Source organism: Roseovarius pelagicus (assembly GCF_025639885.1).
Classification (GTDB): Bacteria; Pseudomonadota; Alphaproteobacteria; order Rhodobacterales; family Rhodobacteraceae; genus Roseovarius; species Roseovarius pelagicus.
On record NZ_CP106738.1, the window covers coordinates 616,174 to 632,601 of the forward strand.

General features: G+C 59.0%; 17 protein-coding genes and 2 pseudogenes. 4 read left to right on the forward strand and 15 right to left on the reverse strand.

Annotated elements, in window-relative coordinates:
- Positions 1–4: 4 nt before the first annotated feature.
- The 3 genes from N7U68_RS03970 to N7U68_RS03980 are packed head-to-tail and all read right to left on the reverse strand — an operon-like array spanning position 5 to position 1,783.
- Positions 5–853 (reverse strand): fumarylacetoacetate hydrolase family protein, encoded by an 849-nt coding sequence (locus N7U68_RS03970; protein WP_263048302.1) that lies wholly within the window; start codon positions 851–853, stop codon positions 5–7.
- Positions 850–1,635 (reverse strand): hydroxypyruvate isomerase family protein, encoded by a 786-nt coding sequence (locus N7U68_RS03975; protein WP_263048303.1) that lies wholly within the window; start codon positions 1,633–1,635, stop codon positions 850–852. Before N7U68_RS03975 ends, N7U68_RS03970 begins: the two co-directional genes overlap by 4 nt.
- A gap of 1 nt (position 1,636) precedes the next feature.
- Entirely contained in the window at positions 1,637–1,783 is a 147-nt protein-coding gene (locus N7U68_RS03980; protein ID WP_263048304.1) for a hypothetical protein, read from the reverse strand.
- Between the two features lie 146 nt (positions 1,784–1,929).
- Here N7U68_RS03980 and N7U68_RS03985 point away from each other — a divergent pair, with 146 nt between their 5' ends.
- Positions 1,930–3,000 carry a GlxA family transcriptional regulator gene (locus tag N7U68_RS03985; protein WP_263048305.1) on the forward strand — a complete coding sequence of 357 codons (1,071 nt, stop codon included), beginning with the start codon at positions 1,930–1,932 and terminating at the stop codon, positions 2,998–3,000.
- A 66-nt stretch (positions 3,001–3,066) separates the two neighbouring features.
- On the opposite strand, the gene N7U68_RS03990 is transcribed toward N7U68_RS03985, so the two are convergent.
- Complete coding sequence (locus tag N7U68_RS03990) at positions 3,067–4,101, reverse strand: LLM class flavin-dependent oxidoreductase (RefSeq protein ID WP_263048306.1); 1,035 nt, start codon at positions 4,099–4,101, stop codon at positions 3,067–3,069.
- A 160-nt stretch (positions 4,102–4,261) separates the two neighbouring features.
- Positions 4,262–5,743: an aldehyde dehydrogenase gene (locus N7U68_RS03995; protein WP_263048307.1), complete on the reverse strand. Its 1,482-nt coding sequence runs from the start codon at positions 5,741–5,743 to the stop codon at positions 4,262–4,264.
- Between the two features lie 192 nt (positions 5,744–5,935).
- On the opposite strand from N7U68_RS03995, the gene N7U68_RS04000 reads away from it, so the two are divergent.
- The 3 genes from N7U68_RS04000 to N7U68_RS04010 are packed head-to-tail and all read left to right on the forward strand — an operon-like array spanning position 5,936 to position 8,894.
- The gene (locus N7U68_RS04000) at positions 5,936–6,742 is read left to right on the forward strand and encodes an alpha/beta fold hydrolase (RefSeq protein ID WP_263048308.1); all 807 of its coding nucleotides are present in this window, start codon (positions 5,936–5,938) and stop codon (positions 6,740–6,742) included.
- Entirely contained in the window at positions 6,739–8,259 is a 1,521-nt protein-coding gene (locus N7U68_RS04005) for a flavin reductase (RefSeq protein WP_263048309.1), read from the forward strand. The genes N7U68_RS04000 and N7U68_RS04005 overlap by 4 nt, the downstream gene beginning before the upstream one ends.
- Before the next feature lie 29 nt (positions 8,260–8,288).
- Entirely contained in the window at positions 8,289–8,894 is a 606-nt protein-coding gene (locus N7U68_RS04010) for an amino acid synthesis family protein (protein ID WP_165192052.1), read from the forward strand.
- Here N7U68_RS04010 and N7U68_RS04015 read toward each other — a convergent pair.
- The 10 genes and pseudogenes from N7U68_RS04015 to N7U68_RS04055 all read right to left on the reverse strand — a co-directional run bounded on the left by N7U68_RS04015 (position 8,837) and on the right by N7U68_RS04055 (position 16,366).
- A complete protein-coding gene (locus N7U68_RS04015; protein WP_263048310.1) occupies positions 8,837–9,256 on the reverse strand; it encodes a nitrile hydratase accessory protein in 420 nt (139 codons plus the stop codon). The genes N7U68_RS04010 and N7U68_RS04015 overlap by 58 nt on opposite strands.
- Positions 9,243–9,542: an SH3-like domain-containing protein gene (locus N7U68_RS04020; RefSeq protein ID WP_263048311.1), complete on the reverse strand. Its 300-nt coding sequence runs from the start codon at positions 9,540–9,542 to the stop codon at positions 9,243–9,245. The genes N7U68_RS04015 and N7U68_RS04020 overlap by 14 nt, the downstream gene beginning before the upstream one ends.
- Positions 9,543–9,624: 82 nt before the next feature.
- Positions 9,625–9,903, reverse strand: a pseudogene (locus N7U68_RS21035) (nitrile hydratase subunit beta); the annotation flags it as partial.
- 12 nt (positions 9,904–9,915) lie between these two features.
- On the reverse strand, positions 9,916–10,512 hold the full coding sequence (gene nthA, locus N7U68_RS04025) for a nitrile hydratase subunit alpha (protein ID WP_263048312.1): 597 nt from the start codon (positions 10,510–10,512) through the stop codon (positions 9,916–9,918).
- Between the two features lie 12 nt (positions 10,513–10,524).
- Positions 10,525–11,310, reverse strand: a complete 786-nt coding sequence (locus tag N7U68_RS04030) for an ABC transporter permease (protein ID WP_263048313.1) — start codon at positions 11,308–11,310, stop codon at positions 10,525–10,527.
- Positions 11,310–12,149 (reverse strand): ABC transporter permease, encoded by an 840-nt coding sequence (locus N7U68_RS04035; protein WP_165192047.1) that lies wholly within the window; start codon positions 12,147–12,149, stop codon positions 11,310–11,312. The genes N7U68_RS04030 and N7U68_RS04035 overlap by 1 nt, the downstream gene beginning before the upstream one ends.
- 11 nt (positions 12,150–12,160) lie before the next feature.
- Positions 12,161–13,219: an ABC transporter ATP-binding protein gene (locus N7U68_RS04040; RefSeq protein ID WP_263048314.1), complete on the reverse strand. Its 1,059-nt coding sequence runs from the start codon at positions 13,217–13,219 to the stop codon at positions 12,161–12,163.
- Between the two features lie 70 nt (positions 13,220–13,289).
- Positions 13,290–14,369 carry an ABC transporter substrate-binding protein gene (locus N7U68_RS04045; protein ID WP_165192045.1) on the reverse strand — a complete coding sequence of 360 codons (1,080 nt, stop codon included), beginning with the start codon at positions 14,367–14,369 and terminating at the stop codon, positions 13,290–13,292.
- 27 nt (positions 14,370–14,396) lie between these two features.
- Positions 14,397–15,358 (reverse strand): annotated as a pseudogene (gene speB / locus N7U68_RS04050) (agmatinase).
- A gap of 117 nt (positions 15,359–15,475) precedes the next feature.
- Positions 15,476–16,366 carry a LysR family transcriptional regulator gene (locus N7U68_RS04055; RefSeq protein WP_263048315.1) on the reverse strand — a complete coding sequence of 297 codons (891 nt, stop codon included), beginning with the start codon at positions 16,364–16,366 and terminating at the stop codon, positions 15,476–15,478.
- Between the last annotated feature and the right edge of the window lie 62 nt (positions 16,367–16,428).

The window sequence follows — 16,428 nt, forward strand, 5'->3', positions numbered from 1 at the left end:
GCGGTCAGGTATCCTGTCCGACCTCTTGCCGCTGATGTCCCAGACCGGCGATGCCCAACTCCATCACATCCCCCGACCTGAGGTAAACAGGCTCGGGTTTCATCCCCAGGCCGACACCGGGCGGTGTGCCGGTCGAAATCACGTCGCCGGGATGCAGCGTGAACAGATGGCTCAGATGTTCGATGATCGCAGCCACGGAAAAGATCATCGTGCTGGTAGAGCCGGTCTGCATCCGCTTGCCGTTCACATCCAGATACATAGCCAACGCCTGCGGATCAGGCACCTCGTCACGTGTAACCAGCCACGGACCGGTTGGCCCAAAAGTGTCACAACTCTTGCCCTTGGTCCATTGGCCGGTCAGTCCCGACTGAAAATGTCGTTCTGACACGTCATTTACGACGCAGTAACCGGCCACATGATCCAACGCCTGTGCGCGATCCACGTATTTGCAGGTTTTGCCGATGACAACGCCCAGTTCGACCTCCCAATCTGTCCGGGTTGACCCGCGCGGCATCATCACCTTGTCATTCGGGCCGACAATCGCCGAATTCGCCTTCATAAAGAGGATGGGATGGTCAGGGATCGCAGCCCCGGTTTCTGCCGCGTGGTCAGAGTAGTTTAGGCCGATACAGCAGAACTTGCCGATGTCCCCGACACAAGCACCGAGCCGGGGACTGCCCTCGACACGGGGCAGATCATGCGGATCCAGTCCGCGCAATCGGTCAAGACCGGCGTCAGACAGCACGTCACCCGCAATATCACCGATCACACCTGACAGATCACGCAAATCGCCATGCGGATCCAGCAAACCCGGTTTTTCATTTCCGGTCTCTCCATACCGCAACAGCTTCATCTTGCATCCCTTTCCCTAGTCCTGTGACGCCCGCCACCGCCATTCATCCAGCCGAGCGTCGCATCTGTATCATTTCCAGCGTTGTACTCTGCCCCGACGGGCCGGGTCCACCCAAGCCGCGCCAGCACCTGCCAAATATGCGGGTAATTCAGCTCTCCGGTATCGGGGGGACCACGATCCGGCACGCCAGCCATCTGGATATGCCCGATCACGGGCAGCAGCGCCTGTAACCGGTGAGTGACATCGCCTTCCATCAATTGCACATGGTAGCAATCGAACATCAGCTTCAGATTGGGTGCGCCGACTTCTTCGATGATCGCACGCGCCTGTCCGGTCGTGGTCAGAAAATACCCCGGCGCATCGTAATGATTGAGCGGTTCAATCAGGATCATGCGTCCTTTGGCAGCGGTGCAGGCATAGCGCAGCGCACTGACAAAGGTAGCATGGGCCGCAGCGCCGTCAGCGTGGCCTGCCATGACATGAACCGCACCTGCCCCTATCGCCTCCGCATAGCCCAGCGCCTCGTCGATTGCTGCTGTCGCCTCGGAGTGTCGTCCCGGCACTGCCGACAGCCCATTTTCTCCGATTTTACCGCGACGGGTGTTCAGGCCCAGCATCGGCAGGCCTGTCTCTGCCAATGCAGCGCGCATATCCTCGGGTGGTACATCATAGGGCCAGTGACATTCCACAGCGTCGAAACCTGCTGCCGCAGCGGCCCGGATCGCGTCGGGTAGCCCGCAGTCAGACCAGAGAAAGCCCAAGTTTGCGGAAAATCGTGTCATGCTATGCCGCCGCCCCCAAAGTCTGTTTTCGCGCAGGTATCATCTGATCCTGCTCGACTTTAAATCGCTCAATGACCGCGCGCGCAATATCCAGACCCTGCGCGCCAAACTCTGACATTGTCATCACCGCTGGCACGGTTGCTTTCATGTGCAACGACACCATCGTGCGGGATGTACACAAGCGACACAGGATCAACTACCTCGTTGAGATGCAACAGTCCCCTTCGATGGTCTTGCGCTCACCCGGAGTTTTCGCCACGCTTTGATGATCCTGGAAAAATATCCCGAGGAGCCATGACAGACACCGTTCCACGCACCGAGGCACGTATGCGTTGCGTGGTCATCCCCCGCTTTAACATGCTGACCCTCACCAGCATGCTGGAGCCACTACGTCTGGCAAATGCTCTGGCCCCGACCCCGCTCTACCGCAGTAGTTTTCATTCAGTCGACGGTGACTACATCACCTCGGTCGATGGTTTCGGCATCGCCTGCGAGCCGGTGCCGGAACGGCTGAACCGTACAGAAACCGTTCTGCTATTCGGCGGGCCGGGCAGCATGCACTATCACAACCCGCGCCTGTTTTCATGGTTGCGCCTGCAGATGCGACTGGGCGCGCGTCTTTGCGCCGTGGATCTGGCCCCCTACATCGCCGCCCGCGCAGGCTTGCTGAACGGACACAGGGCAACGCTGCACTGGACATCCCTGCCGGGGTTTCAGGAACAGTTTCCCGATATCCAAGTGGTGGAACAGCTATATGTCGACGATGCCCCGGTGCTGACCGCGGCAGGTGGTACAGCGGGGATCGACCTGATGCTTCACCTTATCTCTCAAACGCATGGTACCGCATTGGTGGGCGACGTCTCGGATCGAATGATACATCATCCGGTGCGTCCCAGCAGCACTGGCCAACGTATTACACTGGGTCGCAGCGCCGGACGTTTGCCTGAACCCGTCCGCGCAGCTGTCGATCTGATCGAGGCGCATATCGCCGTCCCGCTGAGCGTACCTGAGATCGCCACGCGGATCGGTCTGTCGCCGCGTCAGTTACTCAGAGAGTTCTCGACTGCTACGGGATGCAGCGTCGTGCAATTCGCGTTGTTGATGCGGCTGCAACACGCCCGCGTGCTGCTCATGTCCACCGGCATGGGAATTCGCGATGTCGCAACGGCGACGGGGTTCAATTCACTTTCCCATTTTGCCAACGCGTTTCGCAAATGCTTTGGTCGACGTCCCAGCGATTATCGACCGGCACAGACAGGAAATGAGCCAGAGCCGCACTGGCCCGGCCCATTGCATGCGTTTTTGGAAACCAACGAAGTACGGCGCCGGATTGATCAGCAGATCGCCGGCGCGCGCGGCCATTAACCGTTTCTTACGCCACGACCTATCACATTCCGATATGTCGTGGCGCACCAGATCAATGTCGCGCGCCTACCGCATTGCGGGGATCACTTCGTCACAGAACAGCTTCAACGACCGCTTTTGTTCCTCGTGCCCCAGCCCCAAAGACGAATAGTAGATAAACTCGTTTATACCCAGATCGCGGTAGCCCTGTAGCTTGCGTATCGCCGTCTCGGGAGAGCCGAACATCAGGTTCTCTTCCAGCATCTCGGGATCATATTGTTCACGCCCCTTCAGCTCATCCAACGGAATGGACGCTGGAAACCCATTCTTGACGTCGCCAGCGTTGCGGAAAAGGTTCTCGAACTGGCTTAGAACGGTGCGGATGGCCCGCAGGGCCGCGTCACTGTCAGCATCGTTGTCGTAGATCGCGGCGTGCCGCATCAGCGCAAAGCGCGGGGTCCAGCCATTATCGGCCTTCTGCATCGCCTCATCGAGCTGTCGTTTGTACAACTCGGCCTCGGCAAACGGACGGGTCAGCGGCCAGCAGTTGACATGACACTTGTTGCGGACGGCATAATCATAGGTGATGGGCGACCGCGCCGCGACCCAAACAGGCACATCCGCCTGCACCGGCTTGGGCACCGAGGTGGAGGTCGGGAACTGCCAGTAGTCACCGTCGTGTTCGTAATCGCCCTTCCACAGCTCGCGCACGGCTGGCAGCATTTCCTGCATATACCGCCAAGCATCGGATTGCTTCAGCCCCGGACGCATACGATCAAATTCGCGCTGATAGGCCCCGGACCCAATACCGAATTCCAACCGCCCGCCGCTGATCAGGTCCAGAAATGCGGCCTCGCCAGCAAGGTTAATCGGATGCCAATAGGCAGCCGTAGCAACCGCCGTGCCGAGGCGGATCTTGCTGGTTTCGCCCGCCCACCACGTCAGTATCTGGAATGGATTGGGCGCGATGGTCATCTCCAGCGCATGGTGTTCCGCAGCCCAGACGATTTCGAAACCGCCCTCTTCCGCCATCTGCACCATCTCGATGGTGTGGCGTGCCACGTCATTCATATCAAGGCTGTCGTCAATACGCTCTAGATTGATCGCAAGTTGAAATTTCATCTGTCGTCACCTTCTACTAGGCGTGTCACCAATCGTGACACCATGTCGGTGGCAGGCAATCGGCCTGCGTTGTTAAGTTCGAGGCCATCTCATCGGCCCTGCGTGAGTGCATCCAAAGCCTTACCCCCCTTGCCGTGGCACAGGGGGGGCGCATGGCAAATCAGCGCATGACAAAGGGGTTGGCGATGGGGTCGTCCGATGTGTTCATCCACACTGTTTTCGGTCGGGTGTAGTCGTACATCGCCTGGAACCCGCTTTCGCGACCGTAGCCGGACCCCTTGATTCCGCCGAATTCAGCAATGGGGGAGACGACACGATAAGTATTCACCCAGACGATCCCTGCCCGCACAGCAGACGACATCCGCAATGAACGCGCACTGTCACGGGTGAAAATGCCCGCCGCCAGCCCGTGTTCGGTGTCGTTGGCCAGCGCCAGCACCTCCTCCTCGGTCTTGAACCGCTGAACACATAGGACCGGGCCGAACAACTCGGTATCGACAATGCGCATATCCTGTCGCGGACAATCAATGATCGTCGGCTGGTAATACAGTCCCTCCATGCCATCCGGCTGTGCGCCGCCGACCAGAACGGTCCCGCCTTCCTCAACCGCGTGGGCAACCTCGGATTTGATATGATCCAACTGCCCCTGTGTACAGAGCGGCCCCATCTGGGTGTCTTCGGCCAGCGGATCGCCGATGACAATCTGGCGCGCCAGCGATGTCATCCGCTCCAGAAATTCGTCCGCAATATCCTCGTGCAGATACAGGCGCGATCCGGCAACGCAGCTTTGCCCCGTCGCGCCAAAGATGCCCGCGATCGACGCGTTCACCGCGCTTTCGATATTGGCATCATCGAACACAATGAACGGCGATTTGCCACCCAGTTCCAGACTGACTTCGGCAAAGTTACGTTTCGAATTTTCCAGAACGTGCCGCGCGGCCCCCGGCCCCCCGGTAAAGGAAATGCGCGCCACCAACGGATGCGACGTCAGCACCTTGCCGCAAGGATCGCCATGACCGGTCACGATGTTCACGACACCGGGGGGAAATCCCGCCTCTTCGATCAGGCGTCCGAAATCCAGCATTGCGGCGCTGGCATGCTCCGAGGCTTTCAGCACAATGGTGTTTCCCGCCGCCAAGGCCGGTCCCATCTTGACCGCGACGAGGAACAGCTGACTGTTCCACGGCACCACGGCCGCGACGACACCCAGTGGCTCGCGTCGGGTGAACACGAACATATCCGGTTTGTCGATGGGCAGGGTTTCACCCGCGATCTTGTCGGCGCAACCAGCGTAAAAGTGGAAAAATTCCGCAATATACTTGGCCTGCCAGCGCGTTTCTTTCAGCATCTTGCCGCTGTCGATAGATTCAGTGCGGCCCAGTTCCTCGGATTTGTCCGCCAGCAGATCACCTAACTTGCGCAGGCATTTACCGCGTTCGGTTGGTGTCATCTTGGCCCATGGCCCATCTAGAAACGCGTGATGTGCAGCTCGCACGGCGCGATCGACGTCATCTGCCGTCGCCTCGGGCACGCGCGCCCAGACCTCTCCGGTTGCCGGGTTGACGCTGTCGAACTGCCCTGCATCAGAAGCAAGGCACCACTCCCCGTCAATCAACATCTCGTAGCTTTCGATTTCTGCCATCGTGCCGAACCCTCTATTAGAAAACTGATTCTCAGTCTGAGGGATAATTTTTATATGAGTTGAGATTTTTGGACGCATCATGTCCAAAATTTAAAACTACCAGCCGGGCAAGTGGGACAGTTTGCACGAACGATATTGCAGCGCGCATCGTCCCAGCGCGACCGTAGCACAGACAACACACCGGAGGTTTCCATGGCGCAAACAACTGATGGCACATATTTCGTCCGTCGAGGAGACCAGGACGCGCCTTCGGTGATACTTGTCCACGGTCTGGGCCTGTGCGCGCAGGTCTGGCAATGGCAATCCCCCGCGCTGGCAGAGCGCTATGACGTCATCGCCTACGATCTCTATGGCCACGGCGACAGCGCATCTCCCCCGTCCGAGCCGTCACTCAGCCTGTTCTCCGAACAACTAGCCGGAGTAATGGACGCATGCGCCATCGATAGCACGGCGATCATCGGATTCTCCCTTGGGGGCATGATCGCGCGCCGCTTTGCGCAGGACCACCCGGACCGCACCAGCGCGCTGGCCATTCTGCATTCACCGCACCAACGCACGCCCGACGCTCAGACCGCCATCCTCGCCCGTGTCGAGCAGGCCCGCCGCGATGGCCCCGCGGCGACAGTCGAGGCCGCGCTGGAACGCTGGTTTACGGACACATATCGTCAGGATCACCCCGACATGATGGATCTGGTGCGCCGCTGGGTGCGCGCCAACGATATCGCGATCTATCATCGTAACTACCGCGTTCTCGCGGATGGGATTGACGAAATCACGGCGCCTCAACCGCCAATCAATATCCCCACGCTGGTGGTGACGGGTGACGAGGATTACGGCAACGGCCCCGAGATGACGCGCGCAATCGCCGCCGAGATTCCCGGTGCAGAAACGCATATCCTGCCCGGTCTGCGACATATGGCGCTGGCAGAAGATCCCGACCAGATGAACAACGTGTTGTTGGGATTTCTCGACCGCCACATCAAGGGTCCAGTGACATGAGCAATGGTATCCTCAACGGGAACCGGGTTCTCGACCTCTGCACAGGCGCGCCCGGTCGCTACGGCACAATGATGCTTGCGGATCAAGGCGCCGAAGTGATCCGCGTAGATGGCATTCTCAGCGGCCAGACGGATGACGGGCATCCGGCGGGCAACCTGCTGGATCGCAATAAGAAAAGTGTAGTATTCGACCTGACGTCGGACGAGGGTTCCGCCGGTCTGACCAACCTGCTGGCGGGCGCCCATGCCATCGTCAGCGACCTGCCGCTCGATATGCGACAAGAGTTGAACCTAGCATATCACACGCTGGCAGAACTGAACCCGCGCCTGATTTACGCGACGCTTCCCAACGTGGCGACTGCCGACACCCAGCCCGCCATCGGGGCGACATTGGCCTTTGGCCTGATGGCCGCGTTGCGTCAGGTCGACGCAACGGGCAAAGGCCAGCAGTTGGAGATTGCGCCACCGACGAACAGCGACGAAATATGCGCGCTCGCGTTCTCTGCGCACCCTGCCCCACCGCCAAACACACCACCCACACCGGGCCGAGATACGGACACATACCTGTCGGAAATGCCCAATGTGCCGATGACGGATCTGGAAAAGCGTGCATTGCGGGATGCGATGGGCACCTTTGCGACCGGTGTCACTGTCGTGACCACTCTGCAATCGGATGGGACACCCCGCGGATTTACCGCAAATTCCTTTACGTCCGTATCGCTGGATCCACCGCTGCTGCTCGTGTGCATCGCCAAAACGGCCCACAGCTGTGACACCTTCTGTGCCGCGCCGTCTTTTGCTGTCAACGTCCTCAGCGAAGGGCAAAAAACGCTATCAAACCTCTTTGCCTCACGCGATCCGGACAAGTTCGGGCAATGTGGCTGGCGCGGCGGCGCTGCCGGAATGCCTCTACTGGACGAGGCGCTGGCGGGGATCGTCTGTACACGCGAGCGACTGATTGATGCGGGGGATCACGTTATTCTGGTGGGCCGGGTGATAGATTTCTCCGCGCGTCATGCAGCCCCGTTGGGATACTTCAAAGGCAATTATTTCTCCATCGGTCTGGAAGAAGAACTGGTGTCAGCCGCCTCGCAGGCCGGACCGGTCAAGATCGGCGCGCTTCTTTCGCGTGGCAGACAACTGCTGTTGAGAGTCGGAGCAGATGGCGAGATCGGCATACCCGCGGCGGACGAACCACGGCAAAGCCTGCCTTTGCTCAAGAAACATCTGGAAAAGCTACGGATCAAGGCGCAGCTCGACTTTCTCTACGCCGTATATCAGGACAGCAGCACCGGCCATCATGGCATCTATTACCATGGCACAGCCGAGGGCTATACCCCGTCGGGGCACAAGTTCTTTGATCTGGATGACATCCCCCTGAAAAAACTGCCCAGCGCGGCGGAACGCAGTATGCTGACCCGCTATTGCGAGGAATTCCGGCACGGCAGCTTCGGCATCTATCTGGGCGACGAAACCACCGGCACCGTACGGCGCTACGCAGCCCCTGATGACACCTGAAATTCTGACCATGATCCAAGAGGTAATCTATGTTTCCTGAACTGAGAAAAGTCGTCACCTTTGACGAGGACATCCATCGCGAAGGCGAGCGCGCCGCTGACCCCATTCTGCGGATGATCGGCGTGGCCGCCGTTTTGCGCAACCCGTGGCATGGCCAAGGATATGTCGAGGACCTTGCACCCGAAATCAAACGTCTCGCCCCTCCATTGGGCCGGATGCTGACCGACCGCCTCATCGCGCTGGCAGGTTCCGGCGACGCAATCGAGGCCTATGGCAAGGCCTGCATCGCCGGCACCGATTGCGAACTGGAACATGCTTCTGCCCTGATCCATACGCTGCAATATGGCAATTTCTACCGCGAGGCCGTGGGTGCCAAGAGCTATCTGGGCTTTACCAACACGCGCGGACCAGCGAACACGCAAATACAGGTGCCGCTGATGGACAAGCATGACACCGGGCGGCGATCGCACTATCTGACCGTACAGTTTTCAATCTATGACGCCCCTGCGCATGATGAAATCGTGGTCGCACTGGGGGCCGCCACCGGCGGGCGTCCGCATCACCGGATCGGGGATCGTTACTCTGACCTTGCCGCCCTCGGCCGGGACGTCGAGAACCCCGCCGGGGTGGATTGAGCCGTGCGAATGGCGGCTATCGCAACGCGCAGGTCAGCGATCTGCGCCGCGATGTCGCCCTCCGCAATCACCCCCTCGGCTTGCAGTGTCGCTTCGGCGGCCTGCAACCAACACTCAAAATACTCGTTCTCGACACTTTGCGCAGCCCCGGACGGCGCGGCTTTCTCCATCTCGGTAATCTCGCGGGCGAGACGCGCTTGAAACGTGGCCCAGGGCACGTGCCCCGCATGCACGCAGCCCACAATCAAAGCAAAGATGCGGGCCTGCCACGGCGCGCGAAACAGCGGACCATCGCCACATATGTCGGGGATCACCGCCGCGATGTCATCCATCGTCTGCTTATGCGCCTCAAGCGGGGTCAAGATATGGCTCCCAGAGGTCGAGAAAAACCGTTGCGCCGCGCTCTGCCCCACTCCCCCATAGGTCCGCAGCACTAAAACGAACCGTATAGCAATGATGCGGATCAGGCCCGTCGCCGCGCGCCATCGCATCGGCAAACTGGAAAATCCCCAGCTCTGCTTCGATAACACCAACATGCCCGCGTACGTAGCGCGGCACGCGGGTATGCCCTGCCGGGCAATCGTCGCGCGCGCGTACACGCTGACCAATGGCAAATTTGGGGTCCGCGGTTTCGGGCGGATAAGACATCGCCCCCCCCGGCATGGGTCGCTTTGACCAACTCCTTCGCCGCGACAGGTCCATGCCCGTCCGGCACATCAAACCGCTTTCGACCCGTTGCCAGTTCCTCTGCATCAACCAGACCGGCCTCCAGTAACAGAGTCTGACAACCAATCGCCCATTTTTCGAAATAGTTCGCAGTCAGATACTGCGGCGGAGGCATCCTTTCGATCGCATGGCGGTGTTGGTCAGAATTAAACGGTGCCGACCACGCAATGGTCTCGGTCAGCGCAAAGGCGCGTTTTTGCCAATCGGCGCTGAACACCTCGTTAGCGTCGGTGGGTACAGGGCCGAACCCGTGCATGCCGCCCATATCATGGATACCGTCCATCTAACGCCCCCCTTACAGTCGTGCCGTACCGATCATGCCGTTACGCGTGACCATCGTGGCCAGCGTGGCAGTATCCTGCCCGTCCGTCCCTTCCGGCCTCTGCGGTAAAACCAGATAACGGATTTCGGCGGTGCTATCCCAAACGCGCACCTGCATATCCTCGGGCAACACCACGCCAAACTCGGCCAGCACGCTGCGCGGTTCGCGAACGGCGCGTGAACGGTACGCTGCACTCTTGTACCATGTCGGCGGCAGGCCAAGAACAGGCCACGGATAGCAAGAGCATAACGTGCAGACGACGAGGTTATGCACCTCGTACGTGTTTTCCAGAACGCGGATATGTTCCCCCTGAAACCCGGAAAACCCCATATCGGCAATCGCAGCGGTGCCGTCGCGCAATAGCCATGCGCGATAATCTGGATCAGTCCAGGCACGCGCCACCACCGCCGCACCATTCCGCGGGCCAGTTTCACGTTCATAATATTCGACAATGGCATCCAGCGCGGCGGGATCTACCAGCCCCTTAGCGATCATAAGCTCTTCGAGCGCGCGCACGCGCAGGGCCGCGCCTTCCTCCAGCGGGTCGTGATCGGGATGATCATGGGGCATAGCGAACGCGCCTTAATCCTGCGCGCCCAGAATGCGCGTGAGGTTGGAAAACTTAGCGATCAGGCTGAACACAGCGATGTTGATCAGCAAAAACAGCACCGCGATAGAGGCGATCACCGGTGTGTACCCATAGCGCAAGGCGTTGAAAATCTTGATCGGCAGCGTCTCGACCGTAAAGCCCACCGTCATCAACGCGATGATATATTCATTCAGGCTAAGCACGAAACAGAACGCAAACCCGGCAAAGGCAAACGGCGCCGCGATCGGCAGGATCACGGTGCGGAACACCACGGCATTACTGGCGCCCATGGTTTGGCTGGCCTCTATCAACGATTTATCGACACTCTCCAATCCCAGCGAAATCGTGACCAAGGGCAACGCCAGCAAGAAAATCGCATGGGCGATGATCACATTAATCAGCAGGCCATGCATCCCCGCACTGGTAAACAGTAACAAGAACCCCAATGCCATGATCACGGGCGGAAGGATAAACGGCGCGATCCCAAGCGCGAACAGCGCCTTGGCATAGCGCAGACCATAGCGCCACGCCGTATAGGCCACCGGCATCGCAATCAAAACCGCCAGCGTGGCCGAGGCCAGCGCGATCATCAGCGAATTCAACAATGCGTTGAACCAATCGCTCGCCACGAAAATCTCGGCGTACCAGCGGAATGAGAACCCGCGCGGCGGAAAGGCCAGAAAGCGTTTTTCGTTGAACGACACGGCGGTGATCACGACAATCGGGCCGATCAGGTAAAGCGCAAAGATCAGCAGATAGAGGCGGCGCATAAAGGTCATCATTTGCCCCCCGAGAATTTGGTAACCACGGCGATCACGCTGGCACTGAGCGCCAGCAGCACGACCGCAAGAGCCGACGCAAAGGGCATGTTAAAGTTAAAAATCGCCTGATCGGTGATCAGCACCGATAATGTCCAATGCTCGGGCTTGCCCAGCACCTGCGGCACGATGATCGCGCCCAGCGTCAACACGAATATGGTCACGCCACTGGAAATGATTGCAGGGCGCGTGACCGGCATCACTACCGTAAAGAATGTGCGCAGCGGCGACGCGCCCAGAGTGCGCGATGCCTCGATCAGGCTTTTGTCCAACCGGCTGAGCGCCGGGTAAAGCAACAGCACCGAAAACGGCACGGCCAGATAAACCAAGGCTGCCAGAACCGCCCCTGCCGATGGTGTCATGGCAAAACTTTTCTCGGCCAGACCGACCATGACCAGAATATTGGCGATCCCCCCCGTGCGCGACAGTAGGATTTGCCAGCTAAACGCAATCAACACTTCCGACAGCGACAATTGCGCGAGAATGTAGATCAGCCACAAGGTTTGCGAACGCGGCCCGAACTGGGTCAGCATATAGGTAAATGGATAGGCGATCAGCAGGCTCAGCAGTGCGATCAGCGCACACAGCCCCGCCGAAAACAACGCCCGCTCGATATAGAACCACGTCGCGAAGCGTTCGAAATGCTCCATGCTAAAGCCGAGCTGATAGTCGCCGGTTTCCGATGGCACCGAAACGCTCGTCATCAGGATCAAAACGAACGGTACGAAAAAGAAGATCCCGATCATCACCGACGACGGGATCAGACCGAGACTGCGGGTAAAGCTGCTGCCCTGTTGCATCCCCCCGCGCCTCAGGCTGCCAGAACGGTGCAGGCACCGACTGGCATTTCCACCGTCACGGCGTCACCGATCCGCACATCCGGCCAGTCCTTTGGCGTCAAGACCGAGATCACCTCGTGCCCGTTGCAATCCACAAGGATTTCAATCGTCGCACCGATATCGCGAACAAAGCTGACCGTGCCGGCAACCGCATTTGCCGGTGGGTTGCTTGCAGCCGGACGCACGAACACCTCTTCGGGACGTGTCATCAGCAATACGTCTGTGCCTGTGGGCTGGCCTGCGGCGCCACTCTCGACCCTAAGCTCGGCATCGCCGACGCGCACCGCGTTCTCGGCACTCATCCGGGCGGGCAATAGGTTGCTGGTTCCGATGAACCCAGCCACGAACTTGTCCACCGGTTTTTTGTAGATATCCATGGGCGTGCCGGTTTGCAGCACCTTTGCACGGCCCATCACCACGATCTCGTCGGCCATGGTCATCGCCTCGGTCTGATCATGAGTCACCACGACCGTTGTAATGCCCAGTTCCTGTTGCAGCTTCCGCAGCTCAATCTGCATCGCCTCGCGCAGGTTGGCATCCAGCGCCGACATCGGCTCGTCCAGCAAAAACACCTGCGGATTCAGCGCCAGCGCCCGTGCAATCGCCACACGCTGCCGCTGCCCGCCCGATAACTGACCGATGCGGCGGTCGGCGACACCGGGTAAATGCATCATATCCAACAATTCGCGCGCGCGATCCTCGCGTTCAGACCGCGAATGGCCTCGAATGCGCATCGCGTAGGTAATGTTCTCTCCGACGCTCAGATGCGGAAACAGGGCAAAGGACTGAAACACCATGCCAATATCGCGCTGGTGCACGGGCACGCGCGTCAGGTCGCGCCCCTCGAAACTGATGCTGCCGGTGGTCGGCTCTTCGAGCCCCGCGATCATCCGCAAGAGCGTGGTCTTGCCGCACCCCGACGGGCCGAGAAAACAAACCATCTCGCCGGTCTTGAAATGCAGGTTCACATCTTCAACGGCGGTAACACTGCCGAATTTCTTGGTGACGCCTTCGATGATGAGACCCGACATGCGCCCTCCCCCCGTTGTTGATTAGTCGGGCCCGCCTCACAAGGCAGGCCCGGATTTTCTGTCGTGGCTGTTAACCTGCGATGACCCGGTTCCAAGTATCCGAAATCCAGTCAGCATGTTCCTGATAGATGTCATAACGCGGGATGATCGGATCCTTGGGGCTGCCGACAGCGGCCAGTTCTTCTTCGGTCAGGTCGGTCAATTCGGCATTGACGACCGGCGCTGTGCCGACATTGCGCGCAAGCAGTGCCTGCGTTTCCGGCGTGGACATGAAATCAATGAATGCGTGAACTTCGTCCAGCGGCTCTACGTATTGCGGTACGATCCAATAACCACTGTCGAGCACGCCGCCCTCTTTGGGGAAGGTTGACACAACCGGGAAACCTTCGGCAGCGGCGAGGCCAGCCACGTCATGGTAATATTGCCCCATCGGAATTTCGCCATCCTGCAATGCCTGCTGGAACGCGCCCTCGTCCTTGTACCACAGACGTACATTCGGAACCATTTCCGCAATCTTGTCAAAGCATTGCTGGATGCCGTCCTTTGTGCTCAGGATATCGGTGCCGCCAAAATGCGTCGCAGCGGTGACTTCCAGCAGGAAGGAGTTGGAAGCCAGCCCCAGCACACCGATCTGGTCTTTGTACTGCTCATCCCACAGCGCCGCCCAGCTGGTCGGTGCCTCGGGGATCTCGTCAGAGTTGGTGCACAGCGTTATATACCACGACAGCGCCCCGACGCCGTATAGCCCGCCATCGTCATAGCGATCCTGAAAACGGTCGTTTAGGTTGCTGAGGTTCGGCAGCTTGGATTCGTCCAGTGTCTGGAACAGTTTCTGCTGCGCGCCCTCGTTGCGCGGTGTACCCGCCATCAGCGACACATCGGCGGGGGCAGTCTTGGCGCGGGCCGCGTTCTTGATCTGCACCAGCCAAGTCTCGCCGGTGGGCACCGCCATCGAATTCACCTCGATGCCGGTCGCTGCTGTGAACTCGGGAAAGATGAACTGTTTAAAGCTCTCTTCGAAAAAACCGCCATAGGTGCCGACCTTGATCGGACCATTTGCTGCGCGCAGGATTGACGGTGCGCTCAGCGCTACTGCGCCTGTCGCGGCGGCAGTGCCCATAAAGCGGCGACGTGAAAGGGTACGTGTCATCTGTAGTCTCTCCTTGTTGGATTTGGCTCAGGCCCAAGTCTTTGGCAGGACACAGAGCATTTCATAGAGCAGGTTCGCGCCGATCATCGCCGTCGCCCCTGTCGTATCATAAGGCGGAGACACCTCCACCAAATCAGCACCGACCACATTCAGCCCCTTGCAGCCGCGCACGATCTCCAGCGCCTGCATGGTGGTCAGCCCACCAATCTCGACCGTGCCGGTACCGGGGGCAAAGGCCGGGTCGAGACTGTCGATATCGTAAGTCAGGTAAACCGGCGCATCCCCGATCTGCGCGCGGATGTCTGCCATCAGCGGCGTCATCGATTTGTGCCAGCATTCTTCGGCCTGAACGACGGTAAAGCCCTGTTCACGCCCCCAGTCGAAATCGTCAGGCGCATAACCCGTGCCGCGCAATCCGATCTGGAACACCTTGTCATTCAGCAATAGCCCATCCTCGACCGCCCGCCGGAAAGGCGTGCCATGAGCGATCCGTTCGCCGAACATTTCGTCATTGGTATCTGAATGGGCGTCAATGTGGATCAGTGCGACGGGTCCGTGCTTTTTCGCAATACTCCGCAGCACCGGGTAGGTGAGCGTATGATCCCCCCCAGCGTCAGCGGCACAGTGTCATGACGCAAAATCTCATCGTAGGCTGCGGTGATGATGTCGACTGTTTTCTTCAGGTCGAACGTATTGATCGCGACATCACCAATATCGGCGACCTGCATTTTTGCAAAAGGCGCGGCACCCGTAGCCATATTGAAAGGACGCATCATGCAGCTCTCGGCTCGGATCGCGCGCGGGCCATGGCGCGTGCCCGCGCGGTTCGATGCACCAATATCCATCGGAATCCCGACAAAGCACGCATCCAGACCTTCGGCTGTCTTCTGCGAGGGCAACCGCATCATCGTCGTCTCGCCGCCGAAACGCGGCATGTCATTGCCACCCAGTGGCTGATTGAACCGGGCGGCTGTGATATCTTCTGGCATTCGGCGCTCTCTCCCTTGGCCTCGCAGCGAGACCGACATCAGCGACCATAAGCAGGGCGGCCGCATTCGAAAAATAACGATCATAGAAATTTTACATTTGCATATCCAAATGTGAAATCAAGGATAGCACGCCTGCAATGTCTGCCAGAACCGCTCGATCACCTTGGGCACGGCCCCCGACCGCCGGATCAACTGCATCGGGCAGCCAAAGTTGAACGTCTCGCAGGCCATCCGCCGCAAGCGCCCGTCAACCTCAAAAGAGGCCGCCAGATGTTCAGGCAGCAGGCCCAGATACCCGCCACTGAGGACCATCATCAACTGCGATTCGATTTGCCGAACGATCCTGTCCTCATCCGATGCAGCATAGGATTTCATGCGTTGCTGGCTCCAGTATCCGCGATGCACCCAAGGCGTATCCTCGATCTCCGCGTCAGTGATATCCACATCCTTGCGCGCAAAGAACGGATGCGTATCGGCACAATAAAGCGCATGCGGCTCCACATACAAATCCGTCAGATGCAGCCCTGAAACCAGATTATCAAAGCTGCCAAAACCGATATGGTAACTGCCGTCCAGCAACCCTGCCATAATGTCCTGCGGGTTCGAAATCGACAGATCGATGCGTACCGCCGGGGCCGCTTGGGTAAAGCTGCGGATCGCCTCGGGCAGCTTGCACCCCGGATCGGTCGTTATGGCATCAACCATCGCGATCTTGAGTTGGCCAACCAGATTGCCCCGCAGTTCCGCCAGATGCGCCGAATGCGTGTTCAACCCATCCAGCAGCGCCTGCCCGATCTCATGCACCATCCGACCTTTTTCGGTCAGCATAAAACCACGCCGCCCCCGTTGGCACAGCTTGACACCCAGCCGCTCTTCGAGCGCCGTGATGTGATTGGAAATGGTCGGCTGGCTGATGCCCAGTTCGATCTGCGCAGCAGAAAAGCCGTCATTGCGCACGACGCTGTCAAAAACGCTTAGCAGATGGATGTCAGAGCCGGTTAATTTCATCCATCCATTGAAAACGGCAAATGTATTAAATTGCAATGACCTATTTGCCTGCGCCGATCCGC